Raw genomic sequence first — 23,689 nt, 5'->3', positions numbered from 1 at the left:
GGCCGCACCCCTCCTCGGGTGCGGCCCGTTCTCGTGCCGCGACCGGCGCTAGTACTTGATGGTGTGCCGCCTGATGATGTCCTCGGCGGTTCCGGTCGTGCTCAGCGACGCGTTCTTGCGGACCCGGGTGAAGTAGTCGTAGAAGTCGCTGCTCCGGTTCACTGTCTTCGTCATGGCGGCGATGGTGTCGTTCCAGGTGCCGCCGTCGGCATCCGCCCAGAGGTCGAGCAGTGAGCTGGATACGCGTCCCTGCACTTCGTCGCCCTCGGCCCAGCCCGGAGTTGTGGAGTCGTTGAGGAAGGAGACGGACCCGCCGTCCTCGCTGACGTAGCGGTAGTCGTTCAGCGCGTAGGCGGCGACCGCGTCTGCGAATCCCTCGGTCCAGGCGCAGGTGTCCGACGACTTCTTCTCGACGAAGTGCGGGTTGCAGCCCGTCACCTCGGGCCACCAGTCCCCGTAGAGCTGGTACTGCAGCCAGTGGCCGGCCTCGTGCAGGATCGTGTGCTTCGAGTCGGGCATGTCACCGCTCAGCAGGACGAAGTCGGTGCCGTTGCTGGTGTCGTCCGAGTTGGACGGGTGGTCCCAGTACCCGCCCTCCTCGTTGTTCTGGCCCCAGGCGAAGGTGAGCGTGGGGCAGGAGTCCTCGGACCGGTTGCCCGTCCAGCACGCGGAAGACGTGCCGCGCTTCCAGTACAGCAGATTGAGCGTGTCGACGATCTTCCACGCCCGTTCCATCGAGGACGGCACCATGACGGTGCCCAGGTCCTTGTCGCCGCTGATGTTCGCGAGGCTGCGGCTGTTGAAGGTGTACCGGGTAGTGTCGTCCCATTTCTTCACCACCCTCCACATGCTGTTGGAGGCGGAGTTGAAGCGCACATGGGCGTTGCTGAGCGATGCTGCGCCGCTGTAGCAGGCCGAGAACGAGCCGTTCGAGGCGTTGGTGATCCCGCCGGCCAGCTTCCGGGCGGCGCTGCCCTTCCTGGTCGCTCCCCACAGCTCCCAGTTGGCGTTGCGGGCCACCTGGGTGGCGTCAGGCTTGGAGGTGCCTGCTTCGGCGTCCAGGTGGTGGAAGGCGAGGGTGCCGTTGAGACAGGTGCGGGGGGAGGCCGCGTCGGCGTCCTGGTTCGTCGCGAAGGAGACGGCGACCAGCGCCGCGCCCACAGCCACGGCGACGGCGCCCAGCGACTTCTTCTTCGCATGGCGCGCGCGCCTGGTGCCGACCGGTTCGTCAGGCGGCACCTGGGTCCGGAAGAGATGTCGGGGGCGGATGCTCAAGGTGCACTCCTGGGAGGCGTGACCGGGCGGTGCGGCCCGGCAGGCGTTGTGTGTGGGGGGGTAGGCGCACGGCGGTCCTTGGCCCAATGTCCTGGACCGCGCGTGTCTTCTCCTTGCCGCCGAGGCCGAGGGCCGAGGCAGGATGTATGTGAGCGGTGGCCGCCCCCACCTGGGGGGAAGGGAGCCTTGTGGGCGTCTGCGGCCGGTCCGTCTCAAGGCCCGATGCCGTGCTGGTTCCACGGCCGGGCGAGTGACACTTTTCCGGAGCACGGACGCGGAGGAGAAGAGCTCGGTGCCGTTAAGCGTTGTGACTTTTCCGCCGGGCCGGCTTCCCGCGGCGATCCGGACGGTGACTGTGCGACGGCGAACCGGTGCGGCTACCATGCGCGCCACCCGCCGGCGGCTGCGGGCCGGAAGCTCTTCGCTCCAGTACCGAGATGGAAGGCGGCTCTCACCATGCCCCCTCAGCCCGCACCGTCCCCGCGTCCGGCCCGCGCCCCGGAAGCCGGGGCCGTACCTGGGCACGCACACGCGCCGGCACTGGCCGACCTGCTGCAAGTCGGCCCGTTCAGCGAGGCCTTGCGCGCCGCGGTGACGGTTCGAGGTCTGCCCCTCAGCCGCTTGGAGAACCGGCTGCGACTACGGGGTGTCCCGATCAGCGCCGCCACGATCAGCTCCTGGCAGTCGGGCAGGCACCGGCCCGAGCGGCCGCACGCCCTGGCGGCCCTGGCCGTACTGGAAGAGGTCCTCGACGTGGCCCCCGGCGCGCTGGCCGCCCTCCTCGCGCCACCCAAGCCCAGAGGGCGCTGGCTGAACAGCGTGGCCCGACGGCCCAGCATGTCCGACGCGTGGTCGGGCCGACTCGACACGGCGCTGAGCGGAATCGAAACCCGCTGGACCAGCCACCTCACCTGCCTGAGCCGGCACCACCGCATGGAGGTCGACCACGAGCGCAGGGCCCACCTGATGTGGAACCGCTTGGTTCTGCGCGCAGAGAGCAATGGCCCGGACCGCTACGTCATCGGCTACCGCGCGGACCGTCCCAGCCCGCCGCCCGTGGTGCGGGCCGGCAATCCCCGGCGCCTGGGAGTGGTCCACAGCGACCCGGAGGAAGGGGCCCTGGCAGCGGAGCTCATGCTGGACCGGCCGCTCGAGCGCGGAGAGACGGTGATCGTCGAGTACACCCTCGAACACGTCACGGCCCGTCCGCAGGCCGACGAGGCCGTCATGCATCTTCAGGGGCCGGTGCGCGACTGCGCCGTAGAGGTGCTGTTCGATCCGGACGCGGTGCCTGTGCGCTGCTACTCCTTTTCCCTCCAGTACGACGGAGAGGAGACGCAGCGGCCCTTGCCGCTCACGGCCGACGGGTACGTGCATGTCGTCGGCCTCGACCTCGCACCCTGCGCCATGGGCATCCGGTGGCAGTGGAGCCCCTGAGAGGCGGGGGGCGAAGGGCCGTGAACCCGCTGGGCACGTCTGCTGCACCGGTTGCGCCCACTGAGGCTTTCCCGGGCGGAACCGACTTGGGGCGTTCCCTTGGCGGAGCCAGCGGTGTGTGACATATTACTGCCGTGAGCAAGCAACTGACGTGCGACGTCCTCGTCATCGGGGCGGGAATGGTGGGTGCCGCATGCGCCTACTACGCCGCAGCATCCGGGCTGCGCGTCATCCTGGCGGACCGCGGGTACGTGGCCGGCGGCACCACCGGCGCCGGTGAGGGCAACCTACTCGTCTCCGACAAGGAACCCGGCCCCGAGCTGAACCTGGCCATGCTCTCCTCCCGCTTGTGGCACGACCTGGCCGCCTGCCCGGAATTCTGTGCCGCCGTCGAGTACGAGCCCAAGGGCGGAGTGGTGGTGGCATCCGATACCTGCGGCCTGCGCGCGCTGGAGACCTTCGCGGAGGGCCAGCGCGCCGCAGGGGTCCGGGCATCGGCCGTGGCGGCGGACGAACTGCACGACCTCGAGCCCTTGCTCGCACCTGGCCTCGCCGGCGGCATCCATTACCCTCAGGACGCCCAGGTGATGCCCACGCTGGCCGCCGCCCATCTGGTGAAGGCCGCCGTAGCAGCCGGGGCGCGTACGCTCCTCGGGGCCAACGTCACCGGAGTGCTGCGCACACGCGGAGGCACCGTCTATGGAGCCCGTACGAGCCGGGGCGATGTGCACACCTCGGCGGTCGTCAACGCGGCCGGCACCTGGGGCGGAGCGGTCGCGGCACTGGCCCAGGTCACTCTCCCGGTCATGCCACGCCGCGGGTTCGTGCTGGTCACCGAGCCGCTGCCACCGCTGATCCGGCACAAGGTGTACGCCGCCGACTACGTGGCCGACGTGGCCAGCGACTCGGCGGCTCTGCAGACATCACCGGTCGTGGAGGGCACCCGTGCCGGGCCGGTGCTGATCGGAGCGAGCCGCGAACGCGTCGGTTTCGATCGCACCTTCTCCCTGACGGCAACTGCGGCTCTGGCGGCCGGCGCGACACGGCTCTTCCCCTTCCTGGAAGAGGTGCGGGTGATGCGCTCCTATCTGGGATTCCGCCCCTACCTGCCCGACCATCTTCCCGTCGTGGGCCGCGATCCCCGTGTCCCGGGACTCCTGCACGCCTGCGGCCATGAGGGCGCGGGCATCGGTCTGGCCACCGGCACCGGACATCTGATCGCCCAGGTACTCACCGATCGGACTCCGGATCTGGCTCTTGAGCCTTTTCGGCCCGACCGCTTTTCCGAGCCCGTCGACTCATCCGCGCACCAGGAGACACCATGAGAGCCCGCACCCCCCTGGAACTGGCCGGAGCGGAACCCGGTCCGGGGTTCGCCCTCACCTTCGACGGTCACGACGTCAGGGCACAGCCCGGACAGACTGTGGCCGCGGCACTGTGGGCAGCCGGAATCACCTCGTGGCGCACCACGCGCGGCGACTCTCGCCCGCGCGGGGTGTTCTGCGGCATCGGGGTCTGCTTCGACTGCCTCGTGATCGTCGACGGGCGTCCCAATCAGCGCGCCTGCCTCGTGCCGGCCGTACCCGGGGCCGACGTCCGCACCCAGGAAGGAACCGGACACGATGCGCACTGAGCCCCACTTCGTCGTGGTGGGCGCCGGTCCCGCCGGCCTGTCCGCAGCGCTGGCCGCCGCCGACGGCGGTGTGCGGGTCACGCTTATGGACGCCGCCCGCGCACCGGGGGGACAGTTCTACCGGCAACCCGCCGCTGACCTGGAAGCACGCCGCCCCGAGGCACTGCACCACCAGTGGAGCACCTGGCTGCGGCTGCGCGGCCGGCTCGAAGCGCATCTGGCCGACGGCCGGATCACACACCGGGCAGAACACCATGTGTGGTGCGCCGAACGAACCGGCACCGGTTTCGCCGTCCACGCGCTGAGCGGCCAAGGCCGCGCAGAGTCCGTCACGACGGCGGCGGACGGCCTGCTGCTGGCCACCGGCGGGTACGAGCAGGTGCTGCCCTTCCCCGGCTGGACCCTCCCCGGAGTGGTCACCGCCGGAGGCGCCCAGGCCATGCTGAAGGGCACGTTGTCCTCGTGCGGGGCCAGGGCCGTCGTGGCCGGCACGGGGCCGCTCCTTCTCCCGGTCGCCACCGGACTCGCCGCCGCGGGCACCAAGGTCGCAGCACTCGTCGAGGCCGCGGACCCGCTGGCCTTCCTCCGGCGCGCCGCCGCGCTCGCCAGGCACCCGGCCAAACTGGCCGAGGGCGCCGGATACGCGGCCGCGCTGGTCCGCCACCGCGTCCCCGTGCTGACCCGCCGCGCCGTCGTCAAGGCGCACGGCACCGACCGGGTGGAGGGCGTGACCGTCGCCGCCGTCGACGAGCGGGGGCAGCCACGCAAGGGCACCGAGCGGTACCTCGCCTGCGACACCGTCGCCGTCGGTCACGGCCTGCTGCCGCACACCGCGCTCGCCCGGACCCTCGGGTGTCGCACCGAAGACCGAGGCGTGCACGTGGACACCGAACAACGCACGACCGTGTCCGGCGTCTGGGCCGCCGGCGAGACCACCGGCATCGGCGGATCGGGCCTGTCCCTGGCGGAAGGACACATCGCCGGCATGTCCGCGGCGGCACGACTGTCCGGCCGGGCGCCGGACCCGGCCGGATGGGCCGGCGCCGCTCGCGTCCGCGACCGTTCGCGCCGGTTCTTCACCGTCGTGGACCCGCTGTACGCGCCGCCCGCCCAATGGCCCGCGCACCTCCCGGCCGAGACCGTGGTGTGCCGCTGCGAGGAGGTGACGGCAGGCACGATCCGCACGGCGGTCGCGGAACTGGCGGGCGACGCGCGCACGGTCAAACTGCTCACCCGGGCCGGCATGGGCTGGTGCCAGGGCCGGATGTGCGGCACCGCCGTGGCCGCACTGGCCGGCTGCCCGGACCGCCCCACACCGGGCCCGTTCGCGCACCCGGTGCCCCTCGGAGTGCTGGCCCGTGTACCGCGCCACGGGAACGAGGAGGCCCAGCAAGGGCGAACCAGGCGCGACTGAACCGGTGCCGGGAGTCCGGGCCCAACGCCACAACACAGTGCAATGTCACACACCAATGTCACACACCAATAGCTCCATCGAAAGCAGGGAGAATTCTCATGACCGTGCCCGCCAACCACCCCTGGCGCGGAATCTTCGTCGCCACCACCCTCCCGTTCCGCGCGGATCTGTCCGTGGACTTCGACGCCTACGCCGAGCACTGCTCCTGGCTGGTGGCCAACGGCTGCGACGGCGTAGTGCCCAACGGCTCGCTGGGCGAGTACCAGGTGCTCACCCCCGATGAGCGGGCCCGAGTGGTCGAGACGGCCGTCGCCGCCGTCGGCGGGCAGCGCGTCATGCCGGGGGTCGCCGCGTACGGCAGCGCCGAGGCCCGCCGGTGGACGGAGCACGCGGGTGAGGCTGGGTGTGGCTCCGTGCTCCTGCTGCCGCCCAACGCCTACCGTTCCGACACCCGATCGGTCACCGCCCACTACGCGGAGGTGGCCGCGGCCGGGGTGCCCATCGTGGCCTACAACAATCCCCTCGACACCCGGGTCGACCTGACCCCGGAACTGCTTGCCGCTCTGCACGCCGAGGGCCACATCCACGCGGTCAAGGAGTTCACCGGCGACGTGCGGCGCGCTTACCAGATCGCCGAACTCGCCCCCGAACTGGACCTGCTGATCGGTGCGGACGATGTGCTGTTGGAACTCGCAGCTGCGGGCGCCAAGGGCTGGGTGGCCGGCTACCCCAACGCCCTGCCTCGCGTCACCGCCCAGCTCTACCACATCGCCGTCTCGGGTGATCAGACCGCGGCAAGCTCGCTCTACCGGCGGCTGCATTCATTGCTGCGCTGGGACTCCAAGACCGAATTCGTCCAGGCCATCAAACTGTCCATGGACATCGCGGGCCGACCCGGTGGCCCCTGCCGCCCGCCCCGCATGCCGCTTCTGCCGGAACAGGAGGCGGAGATCCGGGCAGTGACCGAAAAGGCGCTCGCCGACGGGCTCGGCTGACCTGCCGGCCGCGCGGCTCGTCCCAGCAGCATCCCCGTCACCTCACCGTCCCCGAGACAGAAAGCCCATCCATGCGCAGCAGCACTGTCCTTCACGCGGTGGAGTCGCACACCGAAGGCATGCCCACCCGAGTCATCACCGGCGGTGTCGGGACCATTCCGGGCGCCACCATGGCCGAGCGCCGGGAGTACTTCCGCACGCACATGGACCATCTGCGGACGCTTCTGATGTATGAGCCGCGCGGCCACGCCGCCATGAGCGGCGCCATCCTCCAGCCGCCGACCCGGCCCGACGCCGATCACGGTGTCCTCTTCATCGAGGTATCCGGGTGCCTTCCGATGTGCGGGCACGGCACGATCGGCGTCGCGACCGTCCTGGTCGAAACCGGCATAGTGCCGGTTACCGAACCGGTCACCACCATCCGTCTCGACACTCCCGCAGGACTCGTCGTCGCGGAGGTCGCCGTCGAAGAGGGCGCCGCACGGTCCGTCACCCTGCGCAACGTGCCCTCCTTCAGCGTCGGCCAGGACCTCGTCGCCGGCCTGCCCGACGGACGCGCCATCACCTACGACCTGGCCTACGGGGGCAACTTCTACGCCATCGTGCCGCTGGAGAGTTTCGGCCTCCCCTTCGAGCGGACACGCAAGGACGAGATCCTGGCCGCCGGACTGGCCCTCATGTCCGCCATCAACGCCGACACCCCGCCGGTCCACCCGGAGGACCCGTCCATCCACGGCGTCCATCATGTCCAACTGCTGGCTCCCGGCTCCACCGCCCGCCACTCCCGGCACGCCATGGCCATTCATCCCGGCTGGTTCGACCGGTCACCATGCGGCACGGGAACCAGCGCGCGCATGGCTCAACTCCACGCACGGGGCGAGCTGCCTCTGCACCAGGACTTCATCAACGAGTCCTTCATCGGCAGCCGGTTCACCGGGCGGCTGGTCGAGGAAACCCTCGTCGCCGGGCACACCGCCGTCGTACCGACCATTACCGGCCGGGCATGGGTCACCGGCACCGCCCAGTACCTGCTCGATCCCACCGACCCCTTCCCTGCTGGATTCCTACTGTGACGCCCAGGAGCGATCCCCGTATGACCACCCTCGTCAGCCACAATCCAGCGAACCCCTCGGACACCGTGCTGCGTATTGCGGGCACCGGAGCCGACCGGGTACGGGCCGTCGTGGACCGAGCCCGCGAGGCCGCTTGCGCCTGGTCACGCGGCGGGGCCGGCACCCGTGCGGCGTCGCGGCACGCCGCCGCACGGCGCGTGGAGGACGCGGCGCCGGAACTCGCGGCACTGGTCTGCCGCGAGGTCGGCAAACCGCTCGCCGAGGCCCGCGCCGAAGTGGCCCGCACTGTGGCCATCCTCCGCTACTACGCCCAGCAGCCCTACGGCTCCGTCGGCACCCTCCACGAGCCGGCCGCCGGAGACGGACTGCTCTTCACCCGGCGCAGCCCACACGGAGTGGCCGGCCTCATCACCCCCTGGAACTTCCCGCTGGCCATCCCCGTCTGGAAGGCGGCACCCGCGCTCGCGGCAGGCAACGGGGCTGTACTCAAGCCGGCGCCCCCCGCGACCGCCTGCGCGCTGCGCCTGGCCGAACTGCTCGGCGGCGCACTGCCGGGGGGCCTGTTCGCGGTGGTGCCGGGCGGCCCCGAGGAGGGGGAGGCCCTGGTGGCCTCGGCGGACGTGGTGTCCTTCACCGGCTCCACGACCGTCGGCCGCCGCATCGTCCGCGACGCCACCAGCCGCGGCATCCCCGTTCAGGCCGAGATGGGCGGCCAGAACGCCGCTGTCGTACTCCCCGACGCCGACGTCGAGGCGACCGCCGCTCAACTGGCGGCGGCGCTGGCCGGGTACGCCGGTCAGAAGTGCACGGCCACCCGGCGGATCATCACGGTCGGCGACAGCGCGCCCCTGGCCGAAGCTCTCGCCGTGCGACTGTCACAGCTGCGCGTGGGCGACCCCACGGACCCGGCCACGGTGTGCGGGCCGCTCATTTCCGCCGAAGCCCGCGATCGCACACTCGAAGCCGCCCGCGGTGCCCGCATCCTGAGCGGTGGCGCGGTTCCGGTCGACCTCGACGGCGCCTACGTCCTGCCCACGCTCGTCGACCGGGTCCCCGACGGACACGTCCTGGCGACCGAGGAGGTGTTCGGGCCGATCGCCGCCCTGTTCAGCGCCCCCGACCTCGACGCGGCCATCGCCCAGGCCAACTCGGTCCGCTACGGGCTGGTGGCGTCCGTCCACACCGCTGACCTCGACGCCGCGCTGCACTGCGCCGACCGGCTCGACACCGGCCTCGTGAAGATCAACGCCCCCACCACCGGAGTCGACTTCCATCTGCCCTTCGGCGGCGAGAAGGCATCGAGCCACGGCCCGCGCGAACAGGGAGAGGCAGCCATGGCCTTCTACACCCGGACCAGGACGGTGACGATGCTGCCGGCCACCTAGATACCCTGGTACCACATAACATTGCACTGAGAGGGACTCCCGTGGCCGCCAAGCCGACCGACCCCCACCTGCCCGTGCTGGCCGGCACGCGCCGCAGCTACCGCGAACGCGTGACGGACGCACTGCGCGCCGCGATGGTCGCCGGTGAACTGCGGCCCGGCGAGGTCTATTCGGCGCCCAACCTCGCCACACGGTTCGGGGTGTCCGCCACGCCGGTACGCGAGGCCATGCTGGACCTGGCCAAGGAGGGCCTGTTCATCGCCGTCCCCAACAAGGGGTTCCGGGTGACCGAACTGTCCGACCGGCAACTGGACGAGTACACGCACATCCGGGCGCTCATCGAGATCCCGACCACCGCGGACCTCGCCCTGACGGCCGATCCCGCGGCGCTGGAAGCCCTGCGGCCGGTCGCCGAGGAGATCGTCACCGCCGCCACGGCCGGGGACCTCGTTGCCTACATCGCGGCGGATCTGCGCTTCCACCTCGGCTTGCTGTCCCTGTCGGGCAACCAGCACTTGGTGGAAGTGGTGAGCGATCTGCGCACCCGGTCCCGGCTGTACGGCCTCAACGCACTCGTCACCGAAGGCCGACTCAAAGCCTCCGCCGACGAGCACCTGGAAATCCTGGACGCCCTGCTCGCTCGCGATCGGGACCAAGTCGCGAAGATCACGACCCGCCATCTGGGGCATGTCCGTGGCATCTGGGCATCCGAGGAAACAGACGACAAGGAGTAAGGAACAACGCGGTCCGCGGCAAGGAGATCCAGGTCCGCTCCGCGCCGCTGTTCGGTCTGTCCAGCGCCGACGGCACGCAGTACGGCGCTGCGCCTGGCGGACAGTCGGCGCGACTTCTCCAACCCTCCCTGGTTCAGGGCTCTCCCGCCTCGTCCGTAAGCCGGACGAGGGGACGCAACCCCAGTGCGTCCCACCGGGCGAGGGGGCGCACACCACCCCGGCGCGCCCCCTCGCCACCTGAGCTCCGCGAGAGCCGGCTTGGCCGGTGACCGCGGACGACAGCCGACAGGACCCAGCATGCGCTGTCCCCGTTCTCTCGACTGGATTGCCCTTCTGTGCCACTGGCACAGAAAAGCCAGCCACTTGTAGGTTGCGGCACATGGCGAATTCAAAGATCGATGAGGCTCTCCGCCGTCTGGGGCTCGGCGCTGACGCGACGCGGGTCTACCAGGCGCTCCTGGAGGTGGGGCCCGCGCCGATGGCCGATGTGGCATCCGCGTGCGGGCTGGCGGGCTCGGCGCTGTCCGCGGCATACGCCGAGCTCGTCGATGCCGGCTTCGCCAGCGCGGTCGGCAGCGACCAGGACGTGGTGGCGCCCGTGCCGCCGGCCACCGGACTGCAGGTACTGGGCCGGCAACGCGCCGCCGAGCTCGACGCCTCCCGCGTCGCCGTCGCCGGGGCCTTCGACGCATTCCGGCGCCAGCGGCTGACGGAGTACAACGAGGGCTTCGTGGAGGTCGTCACCGGTGAGGCCGTCGGCCCGAGAATCCGTCAGGCGTGGGTCAGTGCGCGGGAGCAGATCCGCCAGTTCGACACTCCGCCGTACTTTCCCATCGACACCGCGTTCGACGACGCGATGGAGACCCTCAGCCGTGGCGTCAGGCAGCGCGTCATCTACTCGCGCGCTGCCTTGGAGGTTCCCGGCTACCTGGCCGAGATCGAGCCGTTCTTCGCCGCGGGCGAGCAGCGCAGGGTGCTCCCCTCACTCCCGGTCAAGCTCGTCATCATTGACGAGGCCTACGCGCTGGTGTCGCTCTCCATCAGTGAGGCCGACGTACACAACACCGTGGTCATCGTTCAGCCGTGCGGGCTGTTCTCCGCCCTGATCGGGCTGTTCGAGCAGTCCTGGGAGCTGGCCATACCCTTCCACGGCGGCGATCCGCAGCCGCAGCAGCGGCTCCTCCCCGCCGACCGTCGTCTGCTGTCCCTGCTCGCTGCGGGCGTCGCGGACGACGTCATCGCACGGGAAATCGGTGTCAGCCGGCGCACGCTCTTCCGCCGTATGGAGATCCTGATGACCCGACTCGGCGCCAGGACCCGCTTCCAGATGGCCCTGCAGGCCGAGCGCCGCGGCTGGCTCTGAGCCACCGGAGCACACGTCCTGCTCCGACCCGCACGCACGGGTGCGCGCCCGGTCACCGCGGGCGCTACCGTCGCCGGCCCTCCGCAGTGCCTCCACTTGGACCCCCGGCGCCGAGCAATGCCCCCTGAACGTGGCTGAACAGTGCCATTGGCGGGATCTGGTACACGGCTTCGGCGGCCTGCCCGACTCTGTGCCGCCATGAGACACCAAACACTCAACTCCCGGGCGGCCCGGGGAGCGGGACTGCTGCTGACTGCGGCACTTTCGCTGACCCTGCTGCCGCAGAGCGCCGGAGCCGCACCGGCGGCCACGACTGCTCCCAAGCCATCCGAAGAACTCTGCACCTTCGCCCCACCCGGAGGCAGCAGGAGTCACCTGCCCTCCAGGTGCATCAGCGCGGATGTGACCCTGAACCGTGCCCCGGCTGTCGGGCAGAGCGCCGAGGTCACCGTCACGCTGGACTCCAAGGTCGACATCGACCGCGCCCAGCTGTCGATCAGACTGCCCCAAGGGTTGCGGATCACCTCCGACGGCTTCAGCGCACCGCAGAAGCGAGGTCTCGACGCCGTCGTCACGAGAGAGTTGAAACTCGACGAGTCCGGCGACTCCGTGAGCTTCACCGTGACCGCGGACCAGGCCGGCCCGGCCCAGATTGAGGCCGACGTCGTGGACCTGGCCAACCCGATCGTGCAGCACACCGCCCACGCGACGGAAGAGATCACCGTCGGCACGACCGCCGGGACTTCCCGGAAGGGCCTCAGCGGCAACGGGTTCGAAGCCCAGCACAGCGACGGGATCACGGTCGAGAATCAGAAAACCGCCGGCAAGAAGGATGCCGCCCGGCAGCAGGCGACCGCGGGCCGAATATGTGCCACCGGATACCTGACGTACGCCACCTACCGGGGAGACTGGAAGCCCGGCAGGCGCTTCACCGTCGCCGTCAAGGGCCAGCGGACCCAGGGCGGCACCACGACCCAGCTCGCCTCCGGACTGACCGATGCGGTGGACGGCTCCTACCAGCTCTGCTTCGACCACGACGGTGCGTCGCTCCCGAAGATGTGGGTGGAGTTCTCCACCACCTCTCCGTTCTGGGTGGTCACCGACATGAAGGGAACTGCGCCGTACCACACCTGGTCCCAGGCGGTCACCGACGTACCGGTCGGCACGACGCAGAGCTTCGGCCGGCTGTCCCCGGGCGCCGCCCACATGCCGGCCTTCGACGCGTACGACGTGCACAACGAGGTCTACGACGTGCGCGGTTCCGGCACCGGCTGCTGGACCATGGCGGAGAGCAGCAACTGCTCCCGGCTGAAGGCGCGATGGGCGCCCGGCAACGAGAACGGCGGCTACTACGACCCCCAGGTGCGCTCGGTCTTCCTGACCGACGAGATGCCCGACGCCCGGCATCCCGTCGTCCACGAAGCAGGTCACAACTTCCAGCACCTGTTGTACAACTGGACGTGGGGCAACGGGGATTGCCCGTCCCCGCACGCCCTGCACCGCGCTACTGGACCGTGGTGCGGCTGGACCGAAGGCTTCCCGAACGCGATCGCCGGCTACGTCATGGGTGACGGCCGCTACTACTACACCCCTGACACTTGGATGGACCTCACCCAGACAGGCTTCCAGGACACCACGCTCGCGCCGGCACGCACCAACCCCGACAACGCGGCCACCACCGAGGGCCGCGTCGCGGGTGCCATGATCGCGCTGTGGCGCGAGCTCGACGGCGGCCCGCAGGCGACGTTCCGCAACATGGACCAGCACTACTCCGACACCTTCGAGGAGTGGTTCAAGCTCGACCGGGCGCAGAGCAACGAACTGTCCGTCGGCGAGGCGGCGCGCGACATCCTGTACCGGTACACGATCGACTACCGCAACGTGCCGCGCCAGGAGAACATCGTCAACGGCGGCCTTGAGAACCAGGGCACCGGATGGACCTGGGACAACGGAGTCGTGGGCACCTACAGGTGGGAGACCCCCCGCACCGGAAGCTACTACGTGTGGATGGGCGGCAACGGCTCCGCCGGCACCGACACCCTGAGCCAGAGTGGCGTGACGATCCCCGCCAACGGCACCACGCTGCTCGACTTCCACCTGAAGGTGAAGAGCACCGAGCCCGAAAAGTCCGAGGACGACACCCTCAAGTTCCAGGTCATCGCCGGTGGCCAGACCACCACGCTCTACACCTGGCTGGGAAGCAACAAGGCGCCCGCCTACACCAAGCGCGTCATCGACCTCAGCCGCTTCGCCGGGCAGACCGTCACCCTGCGCTGGGTGAGCACCGAAGACGACGGAGAGCAGACCGACTTCCTGATGGACGACTTCTCGGTGTACACCACCACAGGCTGACCCCGCCTCTACGGATCCCGGCCGTTCTCCCCCGCATCGGTGATGCCGGTGAGAACGGCCGGACTCAACTCGCGCGGCCGACAGGCGCGGTTCGCGCCACAGCGCGTTTCGACACGGAAAGCAGATCGAAAACACATGAAGTGGACCCGTTTGGGGCTCGCGGCGGCCTGCCTCGCCCTGCTGGTCGCGGGTGGGCTGCACGTGCTCCCGCTCGAGGAGGAGAAGCCCATCGTCATCGGGACGACCGATGCTGTGTCGCACAACGACCCGGCAGGGGCGTACGACGTAGGGTCCTGGACCTTGTACAGCAACGTCTACCAGAGCCTCCTCACGTTCAAGCCCGGATCACCCGTGCCTCAGCCCGACGCGGCCCAGGACTGCCGTTTCGCAGGCTCGGATCTCATGACGTACCGGTGCCGGCTCCGAGACGGCCTGCGGTTCTCGAACGGTCACAAGGTGACCGCCGCAGCGGTGAAGCACTCCTTCGACCGCATCCTGCGGATCAAGGCCCCACACGGTCCAGGAATGCTGCTCAGCTCGCTGCAGTCGGTGGAGGCCCAGGGGTCCACGGTGACCTTCCACCTCAAAGCTCCGGACGCGACATGGCCTTCGAAGATCGCCACCGGCGCCGGATCGATCGTCGATCCGGCCGAGTTCCCGGCGGACAGACTGCGCACCGGCACGGTGGTCGGCTCTGGCCGCTACATGGTGTCGTCCTACACCGAGAACGAGGAAATCTTCCTGAAGCCGAATCCCCGGTACAAGGGCTCGGCCACTGACGAGGGCATACCCGTCCGCATCCGCTACTACCGGACCGCGCAGGACCTGGAGGCTGCGTGGCGTGTCAGGGCGGTCGACGTCGTCCATCGCGGCCTGCCCTCGCGCGCCCTGGCGGAGATGGACCAGAACGATCCCCGCATCCGTCTGACCACGCTGGAAAGCACGGAGACCCAGAACCTGGTGCTGAACGACGGCGAGGGATCGCCGATGGCACACCTGGGCGTGCGCAGGGCGGTCGCCGCGGTTGTCGACCGCGGCCGGCTGACGACCGATGCCTTCCAGAACACGGTCACGCCCCTTTACTCAGTCGTCCCCCAGGGCGTCGCAGGACACAACACGGCGTTCTTCGACGCATACCCGACCCCCGACTCCCGGCGGGCCAGGCAACTGCTCCGTTCCGCCGACGTGGCGCTCCCCGTCACCTTCACGCTGGGACACCGAGAAGGTACCGGCGCTGTGGAGGCGCGGGAACTGAAACGTCAGTTGGAGGCGAGCGGGCTGTTCCGGGTGGAGCTCCGGGGCGAGGCTGATTGGAAACGCTTCCAGAAGCGGTACTCGAGCGGTGAGTTCGACGCGTACACCCTCGGCTGGGTACCGGACTACCCCGACCCGGACACCTTCATCCAGGGACTGGTGGGTCGGAACAACGTCCTCCACACCGGATACACCTCCGCGGACATCGACAATCTGATCCGGGAGACACAGCGACACAGCGAGCGAGGGTCCGCCATGTCCGCGTTCAAGGACATCCAGCGCGAGGTTGTCGAGGACGTCCCGCTGATCCCACTGTGGCAGCGCAAGGACCACGTCGTGACCACGCCCGAAGTCACCGGCGCCCACTACCTGACGGACGGCACAGGTATTTACCGCCTGTGGAAGCTGGACCGGCTCTGATTCCTGCCTCACGAGGCCCCGGCTAAGAGGTCGCTTCTCTTGGCTGGACACCGGTGAAGGGACGGATCCTTGACCTGGCAGTCTGTCCATGTGGACGGTCTCATTGGCACCCAGGTGCCTCATCGGTGACTGGCCACCCTGCCTCGGCGGTTGCGGCCCTGGAAGGGGTCGCACCTGAGCTTGCGCGTTTCCAGCGTACGGCGCGCGGCGGCATCGACTGGGCCAGGGACGGAAGCGCGCGAGTTCGCGAATTCTTGGACGCTTCGGACGCGGAACCCGCACGCTGGTCGCTCACTCTGTGGCGGATCGGCGGCGGGTTCCCCTCGCCCGCTTCGAGCTCTCCACCGGCTTCGGCCTCGCCGTCTCCCCGGCGGCCATCACCGCTCTCGTACCCCACGGCGCGGCCGCCCTCTGGGGGGAGCCTCGCCGCTGCGACGCTCGTCTCCGCCTCCGCCGTCGCCACCGAGAAGGACCAGGGGGCGCGGCTCAGCGGTTGCCGCCCCCGGACACGAGCAGGCTCATGAGCCCGCACATCGTGTCCGGCCACGGTTCGAAGCACCGGTGGACGAGAACCGGGACCGCGCGAACGCGGTCCCGGGCCCCGCACCGTGCCTCAGACCAGCGTCAGCGCGTACACCTCCACCCGCGGGTCGTCCGGCAGGCTCAGCGAACGCACCGTCTTCCCGGCCTCGAGCGGCGCCGACGTCGCGAACAGCCGTACCGAAGGACCGTCGACGCCCTGGCCCCGCCGGATCCGGTGGTCCATGTCGAGCGCGACGGTGCTGCCGCCGGGTGCCGAGCCCGCCCAGTCGCCCACGGTCACGGGCAGTTCGGCGCTGGTGCCGTCGGTGTAGCGGACGGTGATCGTCGTGGCCACCGTGCCGTTGTGGGCGGCCGCCACCAGCCGGAGCGCGCTGTGCCGCCCCGCCGGCAGGAGCATCGACTGCCCGCGCGCCTCGGTGAAGTTGGCGGCCGTACCGGACGCGTCGGGCGCCTGGTACGTCACGCCGTCCCAGGTCACCGGGCCGGCCTTCGGCAGCAGTGCGGCGTCGTAGCTCCAGCCGCCGCCGTCGAAGTCGCCCTCGTCCGAGGCGGCGACGGTCGCGGTGCCGTCGTGGTTCGCCTCCCGGGAGAGATCCACCGCGCACTGGCCGCCGTTCGCCGTCGCGCACCGGTTCGGCTCACGGACCTCGACGGTCGCCTCCCGCACCAGGCTCTCCACGCCGGTGCCCGTCACCTCGATGCGCACCGGGTAGGAGCCAGGCGCGGTCCCCGCCGGCACGTTCACCTCGGCCTCCACCGTGCGCTGCACGGGCAGCCGGCGGGAGTCGAGCGTGAAGGACGTCGGCATCCGCACCGCCCAGCCCTCAGGGGTCCGCGCCCGCACGGTGACCCGCAGCGCGCCGGGAGCCTGGCCCAGCACGTCGAGGGCGAGGTGGGCGGTCTGCGGTGTGTCGCCCCGCGGTACGACGTCGGAGCCTGCCCGCAGGGAGGCGTCCAGCCGGCTGCGGGAGTCGGCGGCCGCGCGGTTCACCGAGGGCGGCTCCGCGCTCCTGCCGGTGCCCCAGGAGGACGGCTCGTCGCCCAGTTCGTGGGCGAGGGTGCCGCCGTGGGCGACGGCGTCCCAGTCGAGCCAGGTCCGGCGCAGGTCGCGGCCGTCGAACGAGGACCGCTGGATGTAGCGGGTGGTATCGCTCGCGCCCGGCGCCTTGATCGTCAGGGTGCCGCCCTGCTCCTCGCCGTACGTGCCGACGCGGACGACGGCGGAGGAGAACTGCGGGCTGGAGACGGCGAGGAAGTCGCCGCCGCTCATCGTCGGGTAGAGGCCGAGGGAGGAGAAGACGTACCAGGCGGACATGGTGCCCAGGTCGTCGTTGCCGGTCATGCCGTCGGGGCCGTTGGTGAACAGGGTCATCGCCGCGCGGACGACGGTCGCCGTCTTCGCGGGCGCGCCCGCCCACAGGTACATGTACGGGGCGTGCAGATCGGGCTCGTTGTTCGGGTTGTAGGTCGGCTTGCCGTAGTAGTCGTACGGCGCGGAGATCCAGTCCTCGCGGGCCGTGCGCTCCGGATCGGTGAGCAGCTTGTCGTAAGCGAAGAAGGAGTCGAGCCGCTTCTCGGTGGCGGACCTGCCGCCCATCAGAGCGACCAGCCCGGCCGGGTCCTGCGGCACCAGCCACTGGTACTGGTGCGCGCCGCCCTCGTGGAACTGGTGGGCCGCCTCGACCGGGTCGTACGGCGTCAGCCACGTCCCCCCGGCCGTACGCGGCCGGAACTGACCGATCCCCGAGTCCCACAGGTTGCGGTACCACTGGCCGCGCGCCGCGAACGTCCGGGCGTCCTCCGCGTGGCCCAGCTCACGGGCCATCAGGGCCAGCGAGGCGTCGGCCGCGGCGTACTCGAGGGTCGCGGAGGCGGGGTGCTTGCAGTCGTTGTCGCCGCCCTTGTCCGCGCAGTCCTTGCCGAGCTCCAGGCCGGAGGGGACGTAGCCGCGCTCCTTGTAGTGCTCCACCCCGGAACGGCCGTTGTAGGGCGAACCGGCGGGCGGGGTGCTGGTCGCGTTCTTGCGCAGGAGTGCGTACGCCTCTTCCTCGTGGCCGGCGAGCAGCCCCTTGGACCAGGCCTCGACGAGGAACGGCGTCACGGGGTCGCCGGTCATGATGTTGGTCTCGCTGTTGGCGAGCGCCCAGCGCGGCAGCCAGCCGCCGTCGCGTCCGGCGGCGACGACCGAGAGCGCCACATCACGGGCCACCTGCGGCTGGAGCAGCTCGAGCAGCTGGTTCTGCGGCCGGTAGGTGTCCCACAGGGAGAGGTTCTGGTACGGCGTGAACCCGTCCGCGGTGTGCGCCTTGCCGTCGAAGCCGGCGTAACGGCCGTCCACGTCGCCGGCGAGGTTCGGGTGCAACTGGGCGTGGTAGAGCGCCGTGTAGAAGGCGCGCTGCCGCTCGACGGTGCCCCCGCCGACCTCGACGGAGCGGAGCTGACGCTGCCAGGTGGCCCGCAGATCGGCGCGGGTGGCGTCGAAGTCGTACGAGTCGCCGGTCTCGGCCGCCAGGTTCTTGCGCGCGCCCTCGATGCCCGTGTACGACAGGCCGACCTTGACGACCACGTCGCGGTCGTCGGCCGCGTCGAACGTCACCCAGGCGCCGTTGCCGCCCTCGCCCCCGGCGTCACGGCCTCCGGGGGTGCGGGTGTCGCCGCGCCAGGTGCCGTGCGAGGCGAAGGGCCGGTCGAAGGTGGCGGTGAAGTGGACGGTGTGGCGGTCCTTGCCGGCGCAGAAGTTCCCGGCCTCCACGCGGCCTTCTACGGTGCGGTCGCCGACGACATGCACCTCGGAGTCGTACACCCGCTGGTTGGCCTTGCCGGTGTTGAACAGGACGTTGGCCTGACCGGTCGCGGGGAAGGTGTAGCGCTGCCAGCCGGTGCGGGGCGTGGCGGTGAGCTCCGCGTCGATGCTGTACGTCTTCAGGCCGACGCGGTAGTAGCCGGGCTCGGCGTCCTCGTCGTCGTGGGAGTAGGCGGACCGGTAGCGGGACGGATCGACGGTGTCGACCGCTCCGGTGGTGGGCATCAGGGGCAGTTCGCCGGCGACGGAGCAGCCGACGCCGGAGAGATGGGTCTGGCTGAACCCGTGGATCCTGTCCTGCTGGTAGTCGTAGCCGCCCTGTCCGCCGGTGTCCGGGCTGACCTGCACCATGCCGAACGGGGCGCTCGCGCCCGGGAAGGTGTTGCCGAAGTTCTGTGTGCCGACGAAGGGGTTGACCAGCGCGGCGGGGTCCTCGGCCACCGGCGCGGCGGCCTGCGCGGCGGGAGCGGGGGCGAGGAGCCCGCCCCACGCCATGGCGGCCGCCAGCGGAAGGGCGGCGGCCCGCGTCGTGCGCGCCCGTATTCTCCTGAGCAGTGGGTGCATGGGCGTCCCTCTCCTGAAATCCATGGACCGGCGCGGAGACTTGACCATGCATCTGACATCGTTGTCAACGCCTTGGACCGATTTCCCGGACGCCGGGGAGACCGGTCCGTGGCGCCCCTCAGAGCGACGCGGTGAGCGCGGGCGTGAGGCGGCCGTCCGTCATGGTGACCGTGCGGTCCATCCGTTCCAGATGCGCCAGGTCGTGCGTCACCAGCACCGTCGCCGTGGCCCGTTCGCGGGTCAGGCCCACCAGCAGGTCCAGGACCGCAGCGCCCCGCTCGTGGTCGAGCGCGCTGGTCGGCTCGTCGACGAGGAGCACGGCCGGGTCGTTCATCAGCGCGCGGGCGATGTTCACCCGCTGGCGCTGGCCCCCCGACAGCTGGTGCGGCCGGCGGCCGGCCTCGGCCGCGAGGCCGACCGCGTCGAGCAGTTCGAGGGCCCTGCCGCGGGCGGAGCGCGCGAGCCGGCCGGAGACATGGGCCATCACCTGCAACTGCTCCGCCGCCGTCAACGACGGCAGGAGGTTCGGCTGCTGGAAGACGATGCCGATGCGCTCCCGGCGCAGGGCGGCCTTGGCCGCCGGGCCGAGCCCGGCCGTGTCGGCGCCGTCCACGACGATCCGGCCGCTGTCGGGGGTGACCAGGGTCGCCGCGACGGCCAGCAGGCTGGACTTGCCGGAACCCGACGGTCCGACGACGGCGGTCAGCGAACCGGCGGGAACGTCGAGAGCGACCCGGTCGAGTGCGGTCAGCCGCCCCCGGCCGTCGGGATAGGTGAGGGTGATGTCGTCGAGCAGCAGGCTCATCGTGCGCTCCCCAGTGCGGTCAGCGGGTCGACGGCGGTGATCCGTCGGACGGACAGGGCCGCCCCGGCCGCGCCGAGGACGATCATCACGGCGGCCGGGACGAGGACGGTCGGAGCGTCGAGCACGAAAGGCACGTCGCCGCCGCCGATCAGCACCCCGGCACCGGCCGCGAGCCCGGTGCCGAGCAGGGTCCCGGCGGCGAGCATCACCACCGCCTGCCCGAGGGCGTCGTACAGCAGGTAGCGGGTGGAGGCGCCCAGCGCCTTGAGCACGGCCACGTCACCGCTGCGCTGGATCGTCCACACCGTGAAGAACGCCCCGATGACGAGGGCCGAGATCGCGAACAGGAAGCCGCGCATCAGTTGCAGCGAGCCGTTCTCCGACCGGTAGGAGCCGATGGCGTCCAGCGCGTCGTCGACGGTGCGGGTCCGCGTGCCGATCGCCTCGTCGGCCGCGGCGATGTCGGCACCGCCGGTGGTGGTCAGCGCGATCACGGTCGCCGCCGGGCCCGTCGAGAGGCGCTGCCAGTCGTCGAGCGCCGTCCAGACGACGGGGGTGTGGGAGTAGGAGGCGTCGCCCTCGACGGCGGCGACGGCCGCGTCCAGCGTGCCCAGCCGGACCCGGTCGCCCTCCCGCAGTCCGAGCTCGTCCGCGGCCGGCTCGGAGAGCACGACCTCGCCGGAGCGCACCGGACGCGGCGCGAGCCCGGCCGACGGCTCGCTGCCGAAGGCGGAGACGGCGGCCGTACGCTTCCCTGCGGTCGCATTCAGCGTACGGATGCCCAGCGGGGCGGCGGCCGTGACGCCGGGGCGGGCGGCCCACCCGTGCCACTGGCTCGGGGTGACGGCCGAGTTCGCGAACGAGACGGGCCGGCCGCCCGGTGGCGCGGCGAAAGCCAGGCGGTCGGCCGGCAGGCCGGTGACGGCTGAGGTGTTCTCCCTGGCCAGGCCGGCGGTGAGCCCGGACAGCAGTCCCACCAGCAGGGTGATCAGCACGACGACCGTGCCCATCAGCGCGAACCGCCCTTTGGCGAAGCGAAGGTCTCTCCATGCGACGAACATGGCTCCAGCCTGGTGCGCGCGGCGTGCCCGGACATCGCACTCCGGTGCGTATCCGTCTCAACCTTTTGATTGAGCCGGTCACCCGGCGCCGTGCTTACGCTGGAGTGACCATGGACTCCCGGACCCTGACCCCCGTCGTGCGCGTACTGCGCGTGTGTCTGCATGCCCTGTTGGCCGGACTGCTGGCGCTGGCCGCCGTGCGGGCCGTCACCGGCGGTGAACCGCAGGCGTACGCGGTCGTGACCACGGCCGCGCTGGTCGCGGCCGTGTACGCGGCGGGTGTCCTCACACCCGGAGTGCATCGCTCCGGGCGTGCCGCAGCCCTGTGGCTGGCGGCACTCGGCGCGACGTGGCTGGCGCTGCTGGTCCTTTCGCCGGACGCGCTGTGGGTGGCGTTCCCGCTGTACTTCCTCCAGCTGCATCTGCTGCCGGTGCGGTGGGGCCTGGCCGCCGTGGCGGCGACGGCCGCCGCCGCGATCGGGAGCTTCCTGCTGCACGGGCAGACGGTCACCCCGGGCACGTTCATCGGACCGTTGTTGGGCGCGGCCGTCGCGGTGGCGACCGTGCTCGGCTACCAGGCGCTGTACCGGGAGAGCGAGAGCCGTCGCCGGCTGATCGACGAACTGGTCTCCACCCGCGCCGAACTCGCCGCCGCCGAACGCACAGCGGGGACGCTGGCCGAACGGGAACGGCTCGCCCGCGAGATCCACGACACGCTCGCACAAGGCCTGTCCAGCATCCAGCTGCTGCTGCGCGCCGCGGAACGGGCCTTGGACGAGGACGACCCGGCCGCCCGGCACGTCCGGCAGGCGCGTCGTGCGGCGCAGGACAACCTGGCCGAGGCCCGCCGGTTCGTACGTGCCCTTTCCCCGCCGGACCTGGAACGCGGCTCGCTGGCCGGCGCGCTGGAGCGGCTGTGCGCGAAAGCCAACGGCCCTGTGGTGCGGTTCGACGTCAGCGGCACGCCCGTGGAGCTGCCCACGCCCTACGAGGTGGCACTGCTGCGGACCGCGCAGTCGGCGCTCGCCAACACCGAGCGCCATGCTGCCGCCTCGCGGGCGGAGATCACCCTCAGCTACATGGACACCTCGGTGTCGCTGGACGTCGTCGACGACGGCCGAGGCTTCGACCCCGACGCGGCACCCAGCGGTGACGGCAGCTTCGGGCTGCGCGCGATGCGCTCGCGGGCGAGCTCGCTCGGCGGGACGCTGAGCGTCGAGTCCGCGCCCGGCCAGGGCACGGCCGTCGCCCTCACCCTGCCGCTGCCCGCGTCGGCCACGGGGCGCGCCGCATGACCGGGCCCATCCGTCTGCTGCTCGCCGACGACCATCCCGTCGTACGGGCGGGACTGCGCGCGGTCCTCGACACCGAGACCGACTTCGAGGTCGTCGGCGAGGCGGCGACCGCGGAGGCGGCGGTGCGGCGGGCCGCGGTGGGCGGTGTCGACGTGGTGCTGATGGACCTCCAGTTCGGCCCGGGCATGCACGGCTCGGAGGCGACGGCGGCGATCAGCGCGCTCCCGGACGGCCCCCGGGTGCTGATCCTCACCACGTATGACACCGACGCGGACATCCTCGCGGCGGTGGAGGCCGGCGCGGCGGGCTATCTGCTGAAGGACGCTCCGCCGGAGGAACTGGCCGCGGCGGTCCGCACGGCGGCGGCCGGCCGGTCCGCGCTGGCCCCGGCGGTGGCGCACCGCCTCATGGACCGTATGCGCACCCCGGCGCAGGCGCTGACCAAACGCGAGCTGGAGGTGCTCCAGCTGGTGGGCGACGGCCTGTCGAACCTTCAGATCAGCAAGCGGCTCTTCCTGAGCCAGGCGACGGTGAAGTCCCACCTGGTGCACATCTTCGCCAAGCTGGGCGTCGACTCTCGCACGTCGGCTGTGGCGGCGGCGACGGCGCGGAGGCTGATCCGACGGTGATCCCGCACGGTCCCGGCTCCGGGGGCGCGAACGCGACGCGGCCGGAGCCCCTCCACTCGCGCGAAGCGATCGGTTTCCGGCCCTGCGGCTCGGGCAGCCGCAGAGGTGGAGGCTACGAAAGGACCGACATGAGTGCCGGAGAGAAGGCCAAGGCCAAGGCCGAGCAGGTTGTCGGCAGGGCCGTGCGGAAGGCGGCCCACGCGATGGGCAAGGAGACCACCGCTGCCAAGGGCGCCGCCCTGGAGACACGGGGCAGGGCGCGCGAAACCAAGGAGAATTCGAAGCACGGCTTCAGGCGCTGACCGCGTCACCGCGTGCGCCGGGACGCCCACGGGGCGGCGGCACGGTCGCGGCCGGGACACCCGCCGCACTCTTCCGCCGCCCGGCGGACCGGATCCGTGCGGAGCACGAGGAGCGAAGAGATGCGTGTGATCACGTAGTCCGTGGAGGCGGGCGCACCGGACGACTACCGGTGGACCCGGCTCCAGGGTCGGCCACGCGCCGCCCGTACCGTGTACCCACCGGCGGACGCCCCGGGCCCCCCCCCCACCCCAGGGGGGGCCGGGGGGGCCCCCCCGCCGCCGCCGGGCGGGGGGGGCCCCACCCAAACCTTGCCCGCCGGGCCCCCCCGCCACAACCCCGGGGGCCCCGCGC

General features: G+C 71.2%; 18 protein-coding genes and 1 pseudogene. 15 read left to right on the top strand and 4 right to left on the bottom strand.

Annotated features, from left to right (window positions below):
* Window positions 1–48: 48 nt before the first annotated feature.
* The gene (locus tag ACWGH4_RS09940; protein ID WP_453458007.1) at window positions 49–1,275 is read right to left on the bottom strand and encodes a metalloprotease; all 1,227 of its coding nucleotides are present in this window, start codon (window positions 1,273–1,275) and stop codon (window positions 49–51) included.
* A gap of 456 nt (window positions 1,276–1,731) precedes the next feature.
* On the opposite strand from ACWGH4_RS09940, the gene ACWGH4_RS09935 reads away from it, so the two are divergent.
* The 12 genes and pseudogenes from ACWGH4_RS09935 to ACWGH4_RS09880 all read left to right on the top strand — a co-directional run.
* Window positions 1,732–2,712, top strand: coding sequence for a transcriptional regulator (locus tag ACWGH4_RS09935; protein ID WP_453458005.1), 981 nt, complete (start codon window positions 1,732–1,734; stop codon window positions 2,710–2,712).
* 134 nt (window positions 2,713–2,846) lie between these two features.
* Window positions 2,847–4,037 carry an NAD(P)/FAD-dependent oxidoreductase gene (locus ACWGH4_RS09930; protein ID WP_453458002.1) on the top strand — a complete coding sequence of 397 codons (1,191 nt, stop codon included), beginning with the start codon at window positions 2,847–2,849 and terminating at the stop codon, window positions 4,035–4,037.
* A complete protein-coding gene (locus ACWGH4_RS09925; protein WP_453457999.1) occupies window positions 4,034–4,345 on the top strand; it encodes a (2Fe-2S)-binding protein in 312 nt (103 codons plus the stop codon). Before ACWGH4_RS09930 ends, ACWGH4_RS09925 begins: the two co-directional genes overlap by 4 nt.
* Window positions 4,335–5,759 (top strand): FAD/NAD(P)-dependent oxidoreductase, encoded by a 1,425-nt coding sequence (locus tag ACWGH4_RS09920; protein ID WP_453457997.1) that lies wholly within the window; start codon window positions 4,335–4,337, stop codon window positions 5,757–5,759. The genes ACWGH4_RS09925 and ACWGH4_RS09920 overlap by 11 nt, the downstream gene beginning before the upstream one ends.
* 98 nt (window positions 5,760–5,857) lie before the next feature.
* On the top strand, window positions 5,858–6,754 hold the full coding sequence (locus ACWGH4_RS09915) for a dihydrodipicolinate synthase family protein (protein ID WP_453457994.1): 897 nt from the start codon (window positions 5,858–5,860) through the stop codon (window positions 6,752–6,754).
* A gap of 71 nt (window positions 6,755–6,825) precedes the next feature.
* A complete protein-coding gene (locus tag ACWGH4_RS09910; protein ID WP_453457991.1) occupies window positions 6,826–7,827 on the top strand; it encodes a proline racemase family protein in 1,002 nt (333 codons plus the stop codon).
* 20 nt (window positions 7,828–7,847) lie between these two features.
* The gene (locus ACWGH4_RS09905) at window positions 7,848–9,212 is read left to right on the top strand and encodes an aldehyde dehydrogenase family protein (RefSeq protein ID WP_453457988.1); all 1,365 of its coding nucleotides are present in this window, start codon (window positions 7,848–7,850) and stop codon (window positions 9,210–9,212) included.
* 41 nt (window positions 9,213–9,253) lie between these two features.
* Window positions 9,254–9,946, top strand: a complete 693-nt coding sequence (locus tag ACWGH4_RS09900) for a GntR family transcriptional regulator (RefSeq protein ID WP_453457985.1) — start codon at window positions 9,254–9,256, stop codon at window positions 9,944–9,946.
* 379 nt (window positions 9,947–10,325) lie between these two features.
* Entirely contained in the window at window positions 10,326–11,309 is a 984-nt protein-coding gene (locus tag ACWGH4_RS09895) for a LuxR family transcriptional regulator (RefSeq protein ID WP_453457982.1), read from the top strand.
* 402 nt (window positions 11,310–11,711) lie between these two features.
* Window positions 11,712–13,661, top strand: a complete 1,950-nt coding sequence (locus ACWGH4_RS09890) for a hypothetical protein (protein ID WP_453457980.1) — start codon at window positions 11,712–11,714, stop codon at window positions 13,659–13,661.
* A gap of 135 nt (window positions 13,662–13,796) precedes the next feature.
* Window positions 13,797–15,335 carry an ABC transporter substrate-binding protein gene (locus tag ACWGH4_RS09885; protein ID WP_453457977.1) on the top strand — a complete coding sequence of 513 codons (1,539 nt, stop codon included), beginning with the start codon at window positions 13,797–13,799 and terminating at the stop codon, window positions 15,333–15,335.
* Between the two features lie 319 nt (window positions 15,336–15,654).
* Window positions 15,655–15,859 (top strand): annotated as a pseudogene (locus ACWGH4_RS09880) (MFS transporter); the annotation flags it as partial.
* An 89-nt stretch (window positions 15,860–15,948) separates the two neighbouring features.
* Here the strand turns inward: ACWGH4_RS09880 and ACWGH4_RS09875 are convergent.
* From ACWGH4_RS09875 to ACWGH4_RS09865, 3 genes are all read right to left on the bottom strand, one after another.
* Complete coding sequence (locus ACWGH4_RS09875) at window positions 15,949–19,245, bottom strand: GH92 family glycosyl hydrolase (protein WP_453457975.1); 3,297 nt, start codon at window positions 19,243–19,245, stop codon at window positions 15,949–15,951.
* 118 nt (window positions 19,246–19,363) lie between these two features.
* Window positions 19,364–20,050: an ABC transporter ATP-binding protein gene (locus tag ACWGH4_RS09870; RefSeq protein ID WP_453457972.1), complete on the bottom strand. Its 687-nt coding sequence runs from the start codon at window positions 20,048–20,050 to the stop codon at window positions 19,364–19,366.
* Window positions 20,047–21,111, bottom strand: coding sequence for an ABC transporter permease (locus tag ACWGH4_RS09865; protein WP_453457969.1), 1,065 nt, complete (start codon window positions 21,109–21,111; stop codon window positions 20,047–20,049). Before ACWGH4_RS09865 ends, ACWGH4_RS09870 begins: the two co-directional genes overlap by 4 nt.
* 110 nt (window positions 21,112–21,221) lie before the next feature.
* Here ACWGH4_RS09865 and ACWGH4_RS09860 point away from each other — a divergent pair, with 110 nt between their 5' ends.
* The 3 genes from ACWGH4_RS09860 (at window position 21,222) to ACWGH4_RS09850 (ending at window position 23,337) form a co-directional block, all read left to right on the top strand.
* The gene (locus tag ACWGH4_RS09860) at window positions 21,222–22,406 is read left to right on the top strand and encodes a sensor histidine kinase (RefSeq protein ID WP_453457966.1); all 1,185 of its coding nucleotides are present in this window, start codon (window positions 21,222–21,224) and stop codon (window positions 22,404–22,406) included.
* Complete coding sequence (locus ACWGH4_RS09855; protein ID WP_453457964.1) at window positions 22,403–23,035, top strand: response regulator; 633 nt, start codon at window positions 22,403–22,405, stop codon at window positions 23,033–23,035. Before ACWGH4_RS09860 ends, ACWGH4_RS09855 begins: the two co-directional genes overlap by 4 nt.
* A gap of 128 nt (window positions 23,036–23,163) precedes the next feature.
* Complete coding sequence (locus tag ACWGH4_RS09850) at window positions 23,164–23,337, top strand: hypothetical protein (protein ID WP_005309793.1); 174 nt, start codon at window positions 23,164–23,166, stop codon at window positions 23,335–23,337.
* Window positions 23,338–23,689 lie beyond the last annotated feature (352 nt).

Source organism: Streptomyces sp. NPDC054847, from assembly GCF_053610925.1.
The sequence above is the reverse complement of the archived record's forward strand: the minus strand, read 5'-3'. Positions and strand labels throughout refer to the sequence as shown.